At 71.8% G+C, this 14,324-nt stretch carries 12 protein-coding genes and 1 pseudogene; 5 read left to right on the top strand and 8 right to left on the bottom strand.

All coding sequences use genetic code 11. The features are described 5' to 3' along the window. Window positions 1–228 (bottom strand): annotated as a pseudogene (locus EIO00_RS24880) (hypothetical protein); the annotation flags it as partial. A 478-nt stretch (window positions 229–706) separates the two neighbouring features. Here EIO00_RS24880 and EIO00_RS20165 point away from each other — a divergent pair. From EIO00_RS20165 to EIO00_RS20155, 3 genes are all read left to right on the top strand, one after another. Beyond that, the gene (locus tag EIO00_RS20165; RefSeq protein ID WP_140181313.1) at window positions 707–1,363 is read left to right on the top strand and encodes a cysteine--tRNA ligase; all 657 of its coding nucleotides are present in this window, start codon (window positions 707–709) and stop codon (window positions 1,361–1,363) included. Between the two features lie 333 nt (window positions 1,364–1,696). Continuing rightward, window positions 1,697–2,251, top strand: a complete 555-nt coding sequence (locus EIO00_RS20160; RefSeq protein WP_140181311.1) for a hypothetical protein — start codon at window positions 1,697–1,699, stop codon at window positions 2,249–2,251. A 766-nt stretch (window positions 2,252–3,017) separates the two neighbouring features. After that, entirely contained in the window at window positions 3,018–3,779 is a 762-nt protein-coding gene (locus EIO00_RS20155; protein WP_206664209.1) for a hypothetical protein, read from the top strand. Window positions 3,780–4,213: 434 nt separating this feature from the next. Here EIO00_RS20155 and rraA read toward each other — a convergent pair whose 3' ends face one another. Both rraA and EIO00_RS20145 read right to left on the bottom strand, forming a co-directional pair. Continuing rightward, entirely contained in the window at window positions 4,214–4,693 is a 480-nt protein-coding gene (rraA, locus tag EIO00_RS20150; RefSeq protein WP_140181307.1) for a ribonuclease E activity regulator RraA, read from the bottom strand. Between the two features lie 173 nt (window positions 4,694–4,866). Next, window positions 4,867–5,322 carry an Lrp/AsnC family transcriptional regulator gene (locus EIO00_RS20145; protein WP_140181305.1) on the bottom strand — a complete coding sequence of 152 codons (456 nt, stop codon included), beginning with the start codon at window positions 5,320–5,322 and terminating at the stop codon, window positions 4,867–4,869. A 173-nt stretch (window positions 5,323–5,495) separates the two neighbouring features. Here EIO00_RS20145 and rocD point away from each other — a divergent pair, with 173 nt between their 5' ends. After that, on the top strand, window positions 5,496–6,689 hold the full coding sequence (rocD, locus tag EIO00_RS20140; protein ID WP_140181303.1) for an ornithine--oxo-acid transaminase: 1,194 nt from the start codon (window positions 5,496–5,498) through the stop codon (window positions 6,687–6,689). Window positions 6,690–6,761: 72 nt separating this feature from the next. On the opposite strand, the gene EIO00_RS20135 is transcribed toward rocD, so the two are convergent. From EIO00_RS20135 to EIO00_RS20120, 4 genes are read right to left on the bottom strand one after another with little or no spacing between them, the layout of a single operon-like run. Beyond that, window positions 6,762–7,274, bottom strand: coding sequence for a flavin reductase family protein (locus tag EIO00_RS20135; RefSeq protein WP_241661484.1), 513 nt, complete (start codon window positions 7,272–7,274; stop codon window positions 6,762–6,764). Window positions 7,275–7,315: 41 nt separating this feature from the next. Further along, window positions 7,316–7,789 carry a DUF6113 family protein gene (locus EIO00_RS20130; RefSeq protein WP_140181301.1) on the bottom strand — a complete coding sequence of 158 codons (474 nt, stop codon included), beginning with the start codon at window positions 7,787–7,789 and terminating at the stop codon, window positions 7,316–7,318. A gap of 23 nt (window positions 7,790–7,812) precedes the next feature. Continuing rightward, complete coding sequence (mshB, locus tag EIO00_RS20125) at window positions 7,813–8,712, bottom strand: N-acetyl-1-D-myo-inositol-2-amino-2-deoxy-alpha-D-glucopyranoside deacetylase (RefSeq protein WP_140181299.1); 900 nt, start codon at window positions 8,710–8,712, stop codon at window positions 7,813–7,815. A 13-nt stretch (window positions 8,713–8,725) separates the two neighbouring features. Continuing rightward, window positions 8,726–10,264, bottom strand: a complete 1,539-nt coding sequence (locus EIO00_RS20120) for a serine/threonine-protein kinase (RefSeq protein WP_140181297.1) — start codon at window positions 10,262–10,264, stop codon at window positions 8,726–8,728. Window positions 10,265–10,456: 192 nt separating this feature from the next. Here EIO00_RS20120 and EIO00_RS20115 point away from each other — a divergent pair, with 192 nt between their 5' ends. Further along, the gene (locus EIO00_RS20115) at window positions 10,457–12,535 is read left to right on the top strand and encodes a S9 family peptidase (RefSeq protein WP_140181294.1); all 2,079 of its coding nucleotides are present in this window, start codon (window positions 10,457–10,459) and stop codon (window positions 12,533–12,535) included. Here the strand turns inward: EIO00_RS20115 and EIO00_RS20110 are convergent. After that, window positions 12,516–14,321, bottom strand: a complete 1,806-nt coding sequence (locus tag EIO00_RS20110) for an ABC transporter ATP-binding protein (protein WP_140181292.1) — start codon at window positions 14,319–14,321, stop codon at window positions 12,516–12,518. The two genes, EIO00_RS20115 and EIO00_RS20110, sit on opposite strands and share 20 nt — an antisense overlap. Window positions 14,322–14,324 lie beyond the last annotated feature (3 nt).

Here is a 14,324-nt window from a genome sequence, read left to right as displayed (position 1 = left end):
GCGCCGGCCGGCGGACCGCACACGGCCGGGCCGCAGCACGCCCAGCAGCACGCGCACCACGCACAGCACGGCGCCGGAGCCGCGGGCGCACCGCCTCAGGGCGGGCCCGCCGCCCCGCACGGCGTCCCCCAGCAGACGCCGCCCGCCCCCGGGACCGCCCCCCACACGGCCGGGGTCACCGCTCCCCAGCAGGCCCCGCCCGGTGCGACCGTGCCCCAGCCGACGCATCCGCCCATGCCCGAGGCCGGCATCCCGCCGGCGCAGGCCGCCAATCCCGCCGCGGCGGGCCACGCCCCGACCGCCCCGCAGAACGCCCCTCCGCCTCGGGCCGCCGTCCCGCCGCAGCACGCGCACGGCCCCCTTCCCCCGGACGCGACCGGCCCGCTGCGGGTGGTGCCGCCCGACGGCCGGACGCCTCACGCGCGGGCCACCGAGACGGGACCGCTGCCCCGCGTCACGGACACAGGGTCGTTCCCCCGCGTCACCGAGACAGGGCCGCTGCCGCGCATCACCGAGACGGGGCCACTGCCCCGCGTCACGGAGACGGGGTCGTTCCCCCGCGTCACGGACACGGGATCGCTGCCACGCATCACGGACACGGGGGCGCTGCCCCGCATCACCGAGACGGGACCGCTGCCTCCCGTTCCGCCGGCGGGAGATCCTCAGGCCGAGTCCGCGGCGGCCCCCGACACCTGATCGGACCGCCATGCCCGGAACACTGCTGTACGACGCGGCGAGCGAGCGGCTCCGGCGGCCGCCGTCCGGGCCGCTGCACCTGCACGTCCACGGGAACGGCCTGCGCGCCTTCGTGGTGGGCGACGTGCTGCGCCGCGTCCTGACCAGGCGCCGCCACCGCGTGCTGACCACCCGCTCGGGTCCGCCTCCCCAGGGCTGGCGGCCCGCCGACTGCAACATCCCCGACTTCGGCGAAGGCGATCCGGCGACCGCTCATGTGGTGGTCGCCGAACGTCCGGTGCCCGCCTCCCATCTGGTCCTCACCCCGGGGCTGGAGCGCATCCCGGCGGATGCGGACCCGGTGACGCTGCGCCTGGCGCTCCTGCGCACCCGATACCGCGAGCCGGTGAACATCGCCGACGAGCTGAAGGCGGCCCATCCCCAGCTCGAGCGCTGGCGGGCCCTCATGGCCCGGTGGGCCGGCTCTCCCGGCAAGCCCCTCCACCGCCCTTCCGTCGAGGAGGCCGAAGCCGCCCTCGACGACGACCTCGACACCCCGGCCGCCCTGGCGGTCCTGGAGCGCCTGGCCGACGACCCCGACGTGGCCCCCGGCGCCAAGCTGGAGACGTTCATCCACATGGACCTGCTTCTGGCCGTGGATCTGGTGAGCGAGATAGGCCGCCGCTGACGAGGATCCCGACGCGCCTCCCGGGACCGATCATCGACCGCCCGGATGCGGAGCGGGAACGCATCCGACTTCGCACCGGTCCCGGGGCGGCCGGATCAGATGAGCCGCTCCCCGTTCAGGGTTTTCGGATCGGCCGCGGCGGGTCCTTACCGGTCCGGCGGAACGGCCCCCGACCATGACAAATCCCACCGTCTCCGAAGGAACACTCTCCTCACCGATCACCTGTGAGCCGACCGGGACGCAACGAACCTCTTTTCCCGCCACATGCGTCTCTGTAAGCTTCGCTCCGTACCCCCGCACCCTCAGCAAGCCGCTTCCGATCAGGGGTTTGGCATGTTCGCCCGGACCGTTCGGCCGCTCGGCCCCCTCGCCCTGGCCGGACTGATCACCGCCTGTGCCTCGACCCCCAGCGGCGGCGCTTTCCGCCCCTCCGGCACCCCCGCCGATCCCGCCGCGTCCGCCGCCGCCCCCGTCGCTCCCGAAGCCCTGCCCACCGAACAGGTCGACGCCCAGGTCCTGCGCAGCTACGCGGCCTATCAGCAGGCTTATAAAAAGGCCTACGAGACCAACGACCCGTCCCTTCTTCCCCCGGTCGCCACCGATCCCCTCCTCACCACCGTCACCAAGGACATCGAACGGACCCGCGCCAAAGGCGAGATCTGGCGTTTCGTCAACATCTCCAATCCCCAGGTCTACGCCCGCTCCAAAGACGGCCGGACCGTCTACGTGGTCGACTGCATGCGCACCCTCGCCGCCTACCGTTTCTCCGCCAAAACAGGAAAACGAATCGACGAGAAAAAGGGTGGCAGATATCGCTATCGAACAGCAATAAAATATGAAAGTGGAACGTGGAAGGTCTCTGATATGAGACTGGATGAGCCATGCTGAGCACCCAGTCTTCCGAACACCAAGAACACCCTCGCGCAACAAAGAGTCATCTTCGCTTCCAGCTGTCCGCCGTAGCGACTTTGGCCACAACGCTCACAGTGCTGACTGCTACGACGCAACCGGCCTCCGCTGACCCATGTTCCGTTGCAGGAGGAAATAAGTTTGGATGCGCCATAACCGGTAATGGCAAGAGCGGCGGCGGAACCCCTGGATCCGGAAACAGCGGTTCAGGCGATGAATTCCCGGAGTACTCCGCAGATCCAGGAGGCGGCGGAGGGGGCACTCCAACCGACCCGGACCCCCTCCCCACACCACAGGAAATAGCCGAGGCACTGCGCGCGTCTGCAGAAGTGCCGGTTCCACGCGTACACACAGCACCATCCGGCAAGACCTTCGTACGGTTGCGAACAAACCTATGGGTAGATAATTATATTCCTGTTCAAGCGGGGCCGATTACGTCCGGAAACCGGACAATACAAGCGACCGCAAGACCCTACGCCGTCGAGTGGAACGTCGGCGAGACAACCCTCCGATGCAGCGGTCCCGGCAGCCCTAACAGCGCTGCGTGCAGCCATACCTACCGACGCTCTTCGAGTAAAATCCCAGGGGGAGCTTACCAGATCACCGCAACCATCCTCTGGCAGGTCACTTGGTCATGCGAAGGTGCGGGTTGCGGCCCCAATACAGGCGGCAGGCTTGACGATCTCAGCCAGACCTCAGCACCACAACCACTTGTGGTGAGCGAAATCCAAACCAACAGCAGGCCATGATGGCTCATTCGATCCCAGGAAAGCACCTCAGGCGGAAAGCCGCCCCAATGCTCTGTGCGCTGCTTCTTCCAGTAGCGGCCTCCTGCAGCGACGAACCCTCGAAAGGCACCTCAACCATTCCATCAAAAACGTCAAGCCCTAGTGTGAGCACGCCGCCGACCTACACCATACAGCAGATCAGATCACGCCTGCTATCTGGAGAAGAGATCGGATCAGCCAAACATGAGATCAGGGTCGCGGTTGAATCAATAAAAAACAACAAGGCCCCCATGTGCTCACTTTCTGGGGCCAGCTTCAAGGGCGAGCCAGAACTCCTCAAGAGGCAGTTCTTCAATCAACCAAAGCGCCCTCGAGATGAGATCTTCTACACGCAAATAGTTGCCCTCTATGCAAGCCCAGCAGAAGCCATCAAAGCATTCAGCACACTAAAGAAAAAAGCAGAATCATGCCCCAGCAAGCAACGCATACCAGCCCGAAAGAAGCCTGGCGAGAATTTCATCTACAATCCCCACGATGACACCTGGAAGGTTGTCACTACAAGCGTTCCCGGCTGGACCAGCTTCCGCGGTTATGAAAAACATATTGAGCCACGAACCAGTAAGTACAACGTCTTCTACTTCATGTACGATTACGCCACCCGAGGGAACGTCGTCTTTTGTTCCCTCTACTGGGAACGGGCAGAGCCGGATGACTCAGGGGATCCCGTTGCCCAAAGAGCCAACGAACTATTGACTCGGCAGCTGCAAAAGTTCGAGTGAAGTCGAACATCGCACCGACTCCTGATGCAGCTCATCAGGTCAACGTATGTACCCTAAGCAGAACGTCGAGTATTCCGCCGAGTCCGCCGGGTCGGCACTACTGCGCCACCGACAACGATTATGCCTGGAGCGGGTCACGCATCTGGCTAGGCAAGACTTCCCACGGAACCGCCGATGCCCAGATGCTTTGCCACTGGAGGTCATGTCCCGTCAGGCAATACAGCTGAACCTCGCCTGGATCCGCTCGATGGAACAGTCCCACCATGTCCACGGGCACCACGTAGGCAGCGGCTACCCGAAGACTCAGGGCACCGGCTCAACCAGCCGTTCCATGTCAGGTGTGGGACCGTTCCGCCCGGGCGGGCCGGACGGCGCATGCGGCGGACGCGTCCGAAGGGGTCCGAAGGGGCCCGAAGGGGCCCCAAGAGACAAGGTCAGATCAGGCGGCGGGCGGCCACCACGATGCCGTCCTCGTCGCTGTAGAGCCAGTGGCCGGGAACGAACTCGGCGCCCCCGAACTTGATCGGGACGTCGACCTCGCCCGCGCCCGCCTTGGCGCTCTTGCGCGGGTTGGAGCCCAGGGCCTTGATGCCCAGGTCCAGCGTCCGCAGGGCGGCGACGTCCCGGACCGCCCCGTTGATCACCACACCGGCCCAGCCGTTCTTCACCGCGGCGGCGGCGATCATGTCGCCCATCAGCGCCGAGGCCAGGGAGCCGCCGCCGTCGACGACCAGCACCCGTCCCTCACCGGGGCCGTTGAGCACCTGCTTGATCAGGGCGTTGTCCCGGTGACAGCGCACGGTCGAGATCGGCCCGGCGAACGTCAACCGTCCCCCGTACTGCCGGAACTGCGTCTGGCAGCTGGCCAGCTCGGCGTCGAACTCGTCGATCAGGTCGGCGGTCGCGAATTCCATGCCGCAGAGCGTACTCCCGAGTAATCCCACGCCCTCCGCCGGGTCGACCCCACGTCACGGGCCGCGGACGGGCCACGGCGAGGCCGCGGGCGCCCCCGGCGGGGGCGGCGCCGGCACCCCGAGCCGGTCTCGTGTCACCGGCCGCGGACCCCGAGGCCCGCGTGCCGCGGCCCTCAGGTGTGGGGACCGTCGGTGGGACGGCCGATCAGGCGGGACAGCACGATGGAGGTCTTGGTCTGCGCGATGTTGGGCTCGCGGCGGAGCCGCTCCAGGGTCTCCTCCAGGTGGGCGATGTCCCGGGCGCGCAGATGGATGAGGGCGTCGGCCTCGCCGGTGACGGTGTAGGCGGCGATGACCTCGGGATGCTTGCAGACGCTCTCGTAGGTCTCCTCCGGCGACCGGGCGCCGTCGTAGAAGATCTCGATGAACGCCTCGGTGGTCCAGCCCAGCGCGGCCGGGTCGACCACCGCGGCGAAGCCGGTGATGACGCCCTCCTCCCGCAGCCGGTCGACCCGGCGTTTGACGGCGGGCGCCGACAGCCCGATCGCGTCACCGATCTGGGCGAACGACGCGCGGGCATTCTCCAGCAGATGCGCAACGATCCGGCGGTCAAGCTCGTCAAGACGCAACGAACACCAGCCCTGAAGTCGGTTTCGACAATTGGTCTGCACCTGAGCCCGAACATACGCTTGAGCCGGGCCCATGACCAGCCGTCGGATCCGCGGCACCGGGCCGATCCCCGGTGCTCACAGAGCCGCCACCGTCCGGCCGTGATTCGGCCGGCAGACCGCCGGAGGAACACGTGACGCGTACCCAGGAGCTGCGGGCGCTGGCGGAACGGCACAGCGCCCACAACTACCATCCGCTGCCGGTCGTGATCGCGGAGGCCGAGGGCGTCTGGGTGACCGACGTGGAGGGCAGGCGCTACCTGGACATGCTGGCCGCGTACTCGGCGGTCAACTTCGGGCACCGCAACCCCCGGCTGATCGCCGCCGCGCAGCGCCAGCTGGAACGGGTGACGCTGGTCAGCCGGGCGTTCGACCACGACCAGTTCGGGCCGTTCGTCGCCGAGCTGGCGGAGCTGGTCGGCAAGGACATGGTGCTGCCGATGAACAGCGGCGCCGAGGCCGTGGAGACCGCGCTCAAGGCCGCCCGCAAGTGGGGGTACGAGGTCAAGGGGGTGCCCGCCGACGAGGCCACCGTCATCGCCTTCGAGGGCAACTTCCACGGTCGCACCACCACGATCGTCAGCTTCTCCACCGACCCGGACGCCCGCAACTCCTACGGCCCCTACACCCCCGGCTTCCGCGTCGTCCCCTACGGGGACGTCGACGCCCTCAAGGCGGCGATGGACGAGACCACGGTCGGGGTGCTGATCGAGCCGATCCAGGGCGAGGCGGGCGTGAACGTGCCGCCCAGCGGGTTCCTCACCGCGGTGCGTGAGCTGTGCAGCGCGAACGGGGCGCTGATGATCGCCGATGAGATCCAGTCCGGGCTGGGCCGCACCGGCGCCACGTTCGCGGTCGAGCACGAGAACGTCGTCCCGGACGTGTACCTGCTGGGCAAGGCGCTCGGCGGGGGCATCCTGCCGGTGTCGGCGGTGGTCGCCGACTCCGATGTGCTGGGGGTGTTCCGGCCCGGCCAGCACGGCTCCACGTTCGGCGGCAACCCGCTGGCCTGCGCGGTGGCCCGCGAGGTGATCGCGATGCTGAAGACCGGGGAGTACCAGGAGCGCTCCCGGGTGCTGGGCGCGCACATGCACGAGCGGCTCGGCGCGCTCCTCGGCGAGAAGGTTCGCGAGGTGCGCGGGCGCGGGCTGTGGGCGGGGGTGGAGCTCAACGGCAAGGCCCGCCCGGTCAGCGAGCGGTTGATGGAGCTGGGCGTGCTGGCCAAGGAGACCCACGAGACGACGCTGCGGCTGGCCCCTCCGCTGGTGATCGAGCAGGACGAGCTGGACTGGGCGCTGGACCGGCTGGAGATCGCGCTGCGCGACTGAGCGCGTCCCCGCGCCGTCCCCCGGCGGGCCGGGCGGTCCCCGCTCCGGCGCGGCCGCCCGGCCCGCGGCGTCTCACTCCACGGTCCGGTACCGGCCCTCGTAGAACAGCAGGGGCCGGGCGTCGAGGTCGGGCGTGTCCACCGCCAGCACCTCGCCGACGATGATGCTGTGGTCGCCGCCCTCATGCACGGCGTGGGTGCGGCATTCCAGCGTGGCGACCGCCTCGGTGAGGATCGGCGCCCCGGTCATCGGGCCGCGTTTGAACGGGGGCTCGCTCAGCCGTCCGTCGCCCAGCGGCCGGCCGCGGGTGGCGAACCAGGTGGACAGCTCCTGGGCGTTCTCCGGCAGCACCGACACCGCCCACTGCCCCGAACGCAGCACGGCGTCGTGGAAGCGTGCGATCTTCTCGGCGCAGAACAGCACCAGCAGCGGCTCAAGCGACACCGAGGTGAAGGCGTTGACCGTCATGGCGTGGTCGACGCCGTCGACGACGGTCGAGACGATGGTCACGCCGGTGGCGAACCGGCCGACCACCCGGCGGAACTCGGCGGGATCCACCGGGACGGGGAGGGCGTTGTCGTTCACGATGCAACAACACTACCCAGACGCCTCGCCGGCGGCGGAGGTCAGCCCCGACCGCGCAGCCCCGGCCGCATCAGCCACGAGCCGGCGGGCTCGGCGGAGCGGGTGGCCGCGACCGCCAGTCCGCCGCTGACCATCCCTCCGATCAGGAACACATAGCCGGCCAGGTCGCCGGCGATGAGCAGGTCGCCCTCGGCGCGGTCCGCGGAGGCCAGGATCACCACAGCCGTCCAGGCCGTCCACGGCGCCGCGGCGCCCAGCTTGCCGCCCATCCCCCAGCCCGCCAGCCGGCAGACCGCGAAGTTCACCGCGATCAGTGCGATCGCCGCGACCGGCACCTTCCCGACGGACCAGCCGTGGTGGAGGGAGCCGAGGACGCCGAGCAGCAGGCCCAGCATCACCAGCATCAGGTAGGTGACGGCGGCGATGTACGCCGTCTCCCACGCGGAGGGAGGCGCCGCCGGGGACGACTCATCGTCCTTGGTCAGCGACACGCCGCCGCTTGGCTTCTCGTCCACGGCCATCGAGGGTATCTCGCCCCTCAGCGCGACTCGGGCAGCCCGGAGAACAGGCCGCTCTCCCGCCCGTCGGCCGCCCGCGGCCCGCTCGGCCCGTCCAGCAGCGTGTAGTACTCGGCGCCGAACGCCTGCTGGCCGAGGCCGTTGGACAGCGCGAAGAACGGGCCGACGTCCTCGGCCGCCACGGTGATCTGGGTGCGGTGGGCGCGCAGCGCCGCCAGCTTGGCCGGCAGGTGGGCGCGGGCGTCCACCACCGTGGTCACCTGGTCGTCGGGCACGCCGTAGCCGAGCTGGTCGATGCTGGTGACCCGCTTGAAGGGGTGCCGGGACTCGCGCATCAGCGCGATCGACCGGGCCAGCACCGTGCGAGGCGTGGCGGCGGCGTAGAGCTTGGCCGCCCGCCACGGCTCGCCCTCCCCGTGCGCGGGGTCGGCGGCCAGCTCGCGGGCCCGCAGCGTCACCCGGTGGGCCTGGATGTGGTCGGGGTGCCCGTAGCCGCCGCGCTCGTCGTAGGTGACGATCACCTGCGGCCGCACCTCCCGGATGACCGGGACCAGTTCGGCGGCCGCCTCGTCCACGTCGGCCCGCCAGAAACAGCGGGGATGGTCGTTGGAGGGGGCGCCCATCATGCCCGAGTCGCGCCACCGGCCGGGGCCGCCGAGGAAGCGGTGGTCGGTCACCCCGAGCGCGGAGCACGCCTCCGCCAGCTCCCCGATCCGGAACTCGCCCAGCCGATCCTCCTTGTCGGAGGCCAGGTGGCGCAGCTCGTCGGGGATGATCTCGCCCTCCTCGCCGAGCGTGCAGGTGACCAGGCAGACGTGGGCGCCCTCCGCGGCGTACTTGGCCATGGTGGCGCCGGTGCTGATCGACTCGTCGTCCGGGTGGGCGTGGACGAACAGAATCCGCCGCTCCGTCTCGCTCATACGCCGACCCTACTCAGGGCGCGGGAGCGCCGCGTCGACCGGGCCCTTCGGGGCCGCCGCCGGTGTCGCCGCCGGTGCCGGGATCGCCTCCGCCGCCGGTGTCGCCGCCGCCGGTGTCGCCGCCGTCGGAGTCGCCGGGCGGCGGGCTGGACGCCGGCGGGGACGGCGGGCCGGTGTCGGCCGGACCGTCATCGGGCGGGGCGGGCGGCCCTCCGGTGGGCTTGGGCTTGGGTTCCGGCTCCTCGAAGGCGGGCTCCTGCGTCTCCTCCTGCCGCCGCGACGGGCGCTGCGGCTCCTGCTGCTCGACGGTGGGGGTGACGCTCTGCGTCGGGGCGACCGGGTCTTGGGGATCCCGGTCGCCCACCAGGTACACCAGGCCGCCGATCAGCAGCAGCACGCCGGCGACCGCCGCCACCGTGGCCAGGAGCGGGCCCTTGGACCCGCCCTCCCCGTCGTCGATGCGGCTCCGGCCCGGCCGCTGCGGGTGGCCGGGGACGCCGGGCAGCGTGCCCTCGCCCGCCCCGGCGCGCCCCGCAGGCCGGCGCGCCGGGGCGGGCCCGGTCTGCCGGGCCCGCTGCTGCCCCTCGGCCAGCACCTCGGTGGGCAGCTCGCCGCCTTCGGGGATCGCGCCCATCACCGCGGTCCTGTCCGGGCCCCTCCCGGGGCCGATGACCCGGGTGGCCTCGTCCGCCCCCGGCCCGTCGACGCGGGTCGCGTCGGCCGCCGGGGCGGAGGGCGCGCCCGCCGCCGGGCCTCCCCCGCCGATCAGCCGCATCATCAGCGCCTGCGCGGTGGGCCGCGCCTTCGGATCCTTGTTCAGGCATTCGCGGATCAGCTCGACCAGGTCGTCGGGGACCCCGGTCAGGTCCGGCTCCTCGTTGAGCAGCCGGTTGATCACCGCGGGGATCGAGTCCTGCCCGAACGGGGGACGCCCGGTCGCGGCGAACACCATCGTCGAGCCCCAGGAGAACACGTCCACCGCCTCGGTCAGCGCCGAGCCCATCACCTGCTCGGGCGCCATGTAGGCGGGGGTGCCGATGGCCTTGGTGCTGGCCGCCGAGCCCGACTCCAGGGCGCGCGCGATGCCGAAGTCGATCACCCGGGGGCCGTCCGGCGCCATGAGCACGTTGTGCGGCTTGAAGTCGCGGTGCACGATCCCGGCCTGGTGGATGGCCACCAGCGCGGTCATGGTGCCGATCGCCAGCCGGTCCAGGGCGGCCCCGGTGCGCGGCCCCTCCTCGGTGACCAGCTTCTGCAGCGACTTGCCCGGCACGAACTCGCTGACGATGTACGGCCGGTCGCCGGCCACGTCCGCCTCCAGCACCTGCGCGGTGCAGAACCGGGCGACCTTCTTGGCCGCCTGGACCTCGCGCACGAACCGGTTGCGGGCGCTCTCGTTCTCGGTCAGATCCGCCCGCAGCAACTTGATGGCGACCTTGGTGCCGTCGGCGTCCCGACCCAGATAGACGACACCCTGACCGCCTTCGCCGAGACGTTCGACGATCTCGTAGGTACCCAGCCGCCGTGGATCACCCGGCTGCAGCTCCGGCATCGACCACTCCTGTACGCGAGGACCTAGGGGCAGAACCTCGAAACTACCGGAGGGGCGGGCGCCGTGACGCTCTCTTGCGCGGAGGGATCACGGTCACGGGGGTGTCCTTCGCCTCATCCGCCGTCCCGTCCCGCGTCCGGCGTCCCTCATGCCCGTTCCCGGCCCGCCCGGGGGGACTGGCAGACTCAGACCATGACCATCAGCTTCCCACGGCAGAGTGCCCGCACCCGCCGGTTCACCCTCGGTGTCCCGCGCGGGTTCCAGATCGCGCCCGACGGCTCCCTCGTGGCGTTCCTGCGCACCAGGTCGGGCACCGATCCGGTCACCTGCCTGTGGGCGCTGGACCTGCCGACCGGGACCGAACGGCTGATCGCCGACCCGGCCGAGCTGTCCGTCCCGGGCGAGGAGGACCTGCCCCCGGAGGAGCGCGCCCGCCGCGAACGGGCCCGCGAGCAGGCCGGCGGGATCGTCGGGTTCGCCGCCGACCGGCGGCTGCGGACCGCGGCGTTCGCGCTGGGCGGCCGGCTGTTCACGGCCGACCTGCGGGAGGGGACGGTGCGGGCGCTGCCCGCCGCGACCCCGGTGTTCGACCCGCGCCCCGACCCGACCGGCCGGAGAGTGGCGTACGTGTCGGGGCGGACGCTGCGGGTCGTCGATGTCGACGGCGGCGACGACCGGGCCCTGGTGCAGCCGGAGAGCGACCAGGTCTCCTACGGGCTCGCGGAGTTCATCGCGGCCGAGGAGATGGGCCGGATGCGCGGCCACTGGTGGTCGCCGGACGGCACGGCGCTGCTGGCGGCGCGGGTGGACGAGACCCCGGTGACGCGCTGGCACATCGCCGACCCCGCCAACCCCGACCGGCCGGCGACCGAGGTCGCCTACCCGGCGGCGGGCACCCCCAACGCCTACGTGGCGCTGTACCTGATCCCGCTGGAGGGCGAGCGCAGGCCGGTGGTGTGGGACCAGTCGGAGTTCCCCTACCTGGTCACCGCCGTGTGGGACCGGCACGGCCCGATGGTCGTGGTGCAGTCGCGGGACCAGCGGGTCATGCGGGTGCTGGCGGTGGACCCGGCCAGCGGCGACACCTCGGTGCTGCACGTGTCGCACGACCCGGTCTGGCTGGAGATCGTCCCCGGCGTGCCCGCCCGCACCGACGACGGGGCGCTGGTGTGGACGGTCGAGGACGCCGAGACCGACACCCGGCGGCTGACCGTGGGCGGCGAGCCGGTCACCCCGCCCGGCCTGCAGGTGCGCTCGGTGCTGGAGGTGGAGGGCGACTCGGTGCTGTTCACCGCCTCCGAGGAGCCGACCGAGGTCCACGTGTGGTCGTACGCGCCGGGCGAGCTGACCCGCCTCAGCGAGGGGCAGGGGGTGTTCGGCGGCGCCCGGTCGGGGAAGGTGACCGTGCTGACCGCCTCCCGGCTCGACAGGCACGGCGTCCAGGTGCAGGTGACCGCGCCGGGCGGCGTGCACGAGATCGCCTCGCGGGCGGAGACCCCGGCGATCACCCCGACGGTGCACCTGCTGCAGGCCGGGGAGCGCCGGATCCGCACCGCGGTGCTGCTGCCCACCGGCTGGAAGCCCGGCGACGGGCGGCTGCCGGTGCTCATGGACCCCTACGGCGGCCCGCACGCCCAGCGGGTGCTGGCGGTGCGGCGCGCCTACACCGAGGCCCAGTGGCTGGCCGATCAGGGCTTCGCGGTCGTCATCGCCGACGGGCGGGGCACCCCGGCGCGCGGTGTGCGCTGGGAACGGGCGATCCGCGGCGACTTCGCCGGCCCGGTGCTGGAGGATCAGATCACCGCGCTGGAGGAGGCCGCCCGTCGCTTCCCCGACGCCCTGGACACCGGCCGGGTGGGGATCCGCGGCTGGTCGTTCGGCGGCTGGTTGGCGGCGCTGGCGGTGCTGCGCCGCCCGGATGTGTTCCATGCGGCCGTGGCGGGCGCCCCGGTGACCGACTGGCGGCTGTACGACACCCACTACACCGAGCGCTACCTGGGGCATCCCGACGAGGAGCCGGACAACTACGTGCGCAACTCCCTCATCGAGGACGCGCCCCGGCTGGAGCGCCCGCTGATGCTCATCCACGGCCTCGCCGACGACAACGTGGTGGCCGCCCACACCCTCCGGCTGTCCTCGGCGCTGCTGGCGGCGGGCCGCCCGCACACGGTGCTGCCGCTGTCGGGGGTCACCCACATGACCCCCCAGGAGGTCGTGGCGGAGAACCTGCTGCTGCTCCAGGTGGACTTCCTCAAGACCCATCTGGGCTGACGCCCGGGCCGGTCCGCCCGGGCGACGCCTCATCGTCCGCGCCGTGCCACGACCGCCACAGGGCGGCGTAGGAGCCGCCGGCCCGCAGGAGCTCGTGGTGGGAGCCGAACTCGGTGATGCGGCCGTCTTCGACCACCGCGACGCGGTCGGCGTCGTGCGCCGTGTGCAGGCGGTGCGCGATGGCGACCACGGTGCGGCCGTGCAGCACGGCCGCCAGGGAGCGTTCCAGCCTGCGGGCGGCCCGCGGGTCCAGCAGCGAGGTCGCCTCGTCCAGCACCAGGGTGTGCGGGTCGGCCAGCACCAGCCGGGCCAGGGCCAGCTGCTGGGCCTGCGCGGGGGACAGCGGCGCGCCGCCGGACCCGACGACGGCGTCCAGGTCCGGGCCGTCCCAGCGGACGGCCTCCAGCGCGGCGCGGGCCTGCTCGTCGGTGGCGTCGGGCCGGGCCATGATCAGGTTGTCGCGCAGCGTGCCGCGGAAGACGTGCTGCTCCTGGGTGAGGAGGGCGACCTGTCCGCGCAGCTCGTCCAGCGGCAGATCGGTCAGCGACACCCGATGGTCGGCGGCGCCGTCCTCGCGCACCGTGACCGTGCCGGTGCGGGGGTTGTGGACGCCGGCCAGCAGCCTGCCGAGGGTGGACTTGCCGGCGCCGCTGGGCCCGACGATCGCCAGCCGCTCCCCCGGCCGCAGCGTCAGGTCGACGCCGTGCAGGACGTCCCGGCCGGCGCGGTAGGCGTAGCGGACGTCACGGGCCTCCAGCACGGGCCGTGTGAAGCCCGTGGAGACGACGCCCGCCGAGGGTGCGCGATCGGGGGGCACCTCGTCGACGCCCAACAGCCGGGCCAGCGAGGCGCCGCCGATCTGCAGCTCGTCCAGCCGGCTCAACAGCCGCTCCAGCGGCCCGGCGAGCTGCTGCACGTACAGCACGGCGGCGGTGACCTGCCCCAGCGACGCCCAGCCGTGGATGTGACCGATCCCGCCGACCAGCAGGGTCGCGCTCACCTGCAGCCCCAGGCACACGGTGACGCCGGGGACGAACACCGTGCGCAGGTGCAGGGTGTAGCGCTCCCGGGCCCAGCTGGCGGCGATGTCGGCGTCGGTCCTCCGGTGCCGCTGCTCCTGCAGGCCGAACGCCTCGATGGTGCGGGCGCCGGCGACGGTCTCGGCGAGCCCGTCGGTGAGGGCGGCCCAGGCCTCGCTCTCCCGCAGGTAGCCGTCCCGGGCCCGGGCCAGGTACCAGCGGGAGAACAGCCAGTACAGCGGGATCACGGCCAGCCCCGGCAGCACCAGCAGCGGCCCCGCCAGCGCCACCGCGCCGGCGGTGAACGCGACGATCACCAGGGAGATCAGCGCGTCGGGGACCGCGAAGCGGACCACGCCGGCCAGGTTCCCCACGTCCCGGGAGGTCCGGCTGACCAGGTCGCCGGTGCCGGCGCGCTCCACCACCGACAGCGGCAGCGCCAGCACCCGCTCCACGAACTCCTCGCGCAGCTCGGCCAGCACCCGTTCGCCGAGCCGGGCCGAGGCGTAGAACGCCTGCCGCTGCAGGACGCCCTGGGCGAGGAGGAACGCCGCGATGGCCGCCACGACGCCGCCGGCGGCGGCGCGGCCGTCGGCGACGTCCTCCACCAGGTCGCCCAGCAGACGCGGCACGATCAGCCCGGCCGCCGCGGCCAGGGCGTGCAGGGTCAGCGCGCCGGCCAGCGCGCGGGAGTGCCGCAGCGTCAGCCGCCGCGCGTACGCGCGCACCCGGCGGGGGGAGGCCACCGGCAGGATCTGTGCGCCCATCCG

The sequence above is a fragment of the Thermomonospora catenispora genome (assembly GCF_006363815.1).
In the GTDB taxonomy this organism is placed as follows: domain Bacteria; phylum Actinomycetota; class Actinomycetes; order Streptosporangiales; family Streptosporangiaceae; genus Thermomonospora; species Thermomonospora catenispora.
This window is presented reverse-complemented; position numbering and strand designations above follow the sequence as displayed.

Coding starts and splice junctions, on each gene's coding strand:
- EIO00_RS20155 (WP_206664209.1), top strand. CDS start 3,018: ATGATGGCTCATTCGATCCCAGGAAAGCACCTCAGGCGGAAAGCCGCC.
- EIO00_RS20160 (WP_140181311.1), top strand. CDS start 1,697: ATGTTCGCCCGGACCGTTCGGCCGCTCGGCCCCCTCGCCCTGGCCGGA.
- EIO00_RS20165 (WP_140181313.1), top strand. CDS start 707: ATGCCCGGAACACTGCTGTACGACGCGGCGAGCGAGCGGCTCCGGCGG.
- EIO00_RS20110 (WP_140181292.1), bottom strand. CDS start 14,321: ATGGGCGCACAGATCCTGCCGGTGGCCTCCCCCCGCCGGGTGCGCGCG.
- rraA (WP_140181307.1), bottom strand. CDS start 4,693: ATGGAATTCGCGACCGCCGACCTGATCGACGAGTTCGACGCCGAGCTG.
- mshB (WP_140181299.1), bottom strand. CDS start 8,712: ATGAGCGAGACGGAGCGGCGGATTCTGTTCGTCCACGCCCACCCGGAC.
- EIO00_RS20120 (WP_140181297.1), bottom strand. CDS start 10,264: ATGCCGGAGCTGCAGCCGGGTGATCCACGGCGGCTGGGTACCTACGAG.
- EIO00_RS20115 (WP_140181294.1), top strand. CDS start 10,457: ATGACCATCAGCTTCCCACGGCAGAGTGCCCGCACCCGCCGGTTCACC.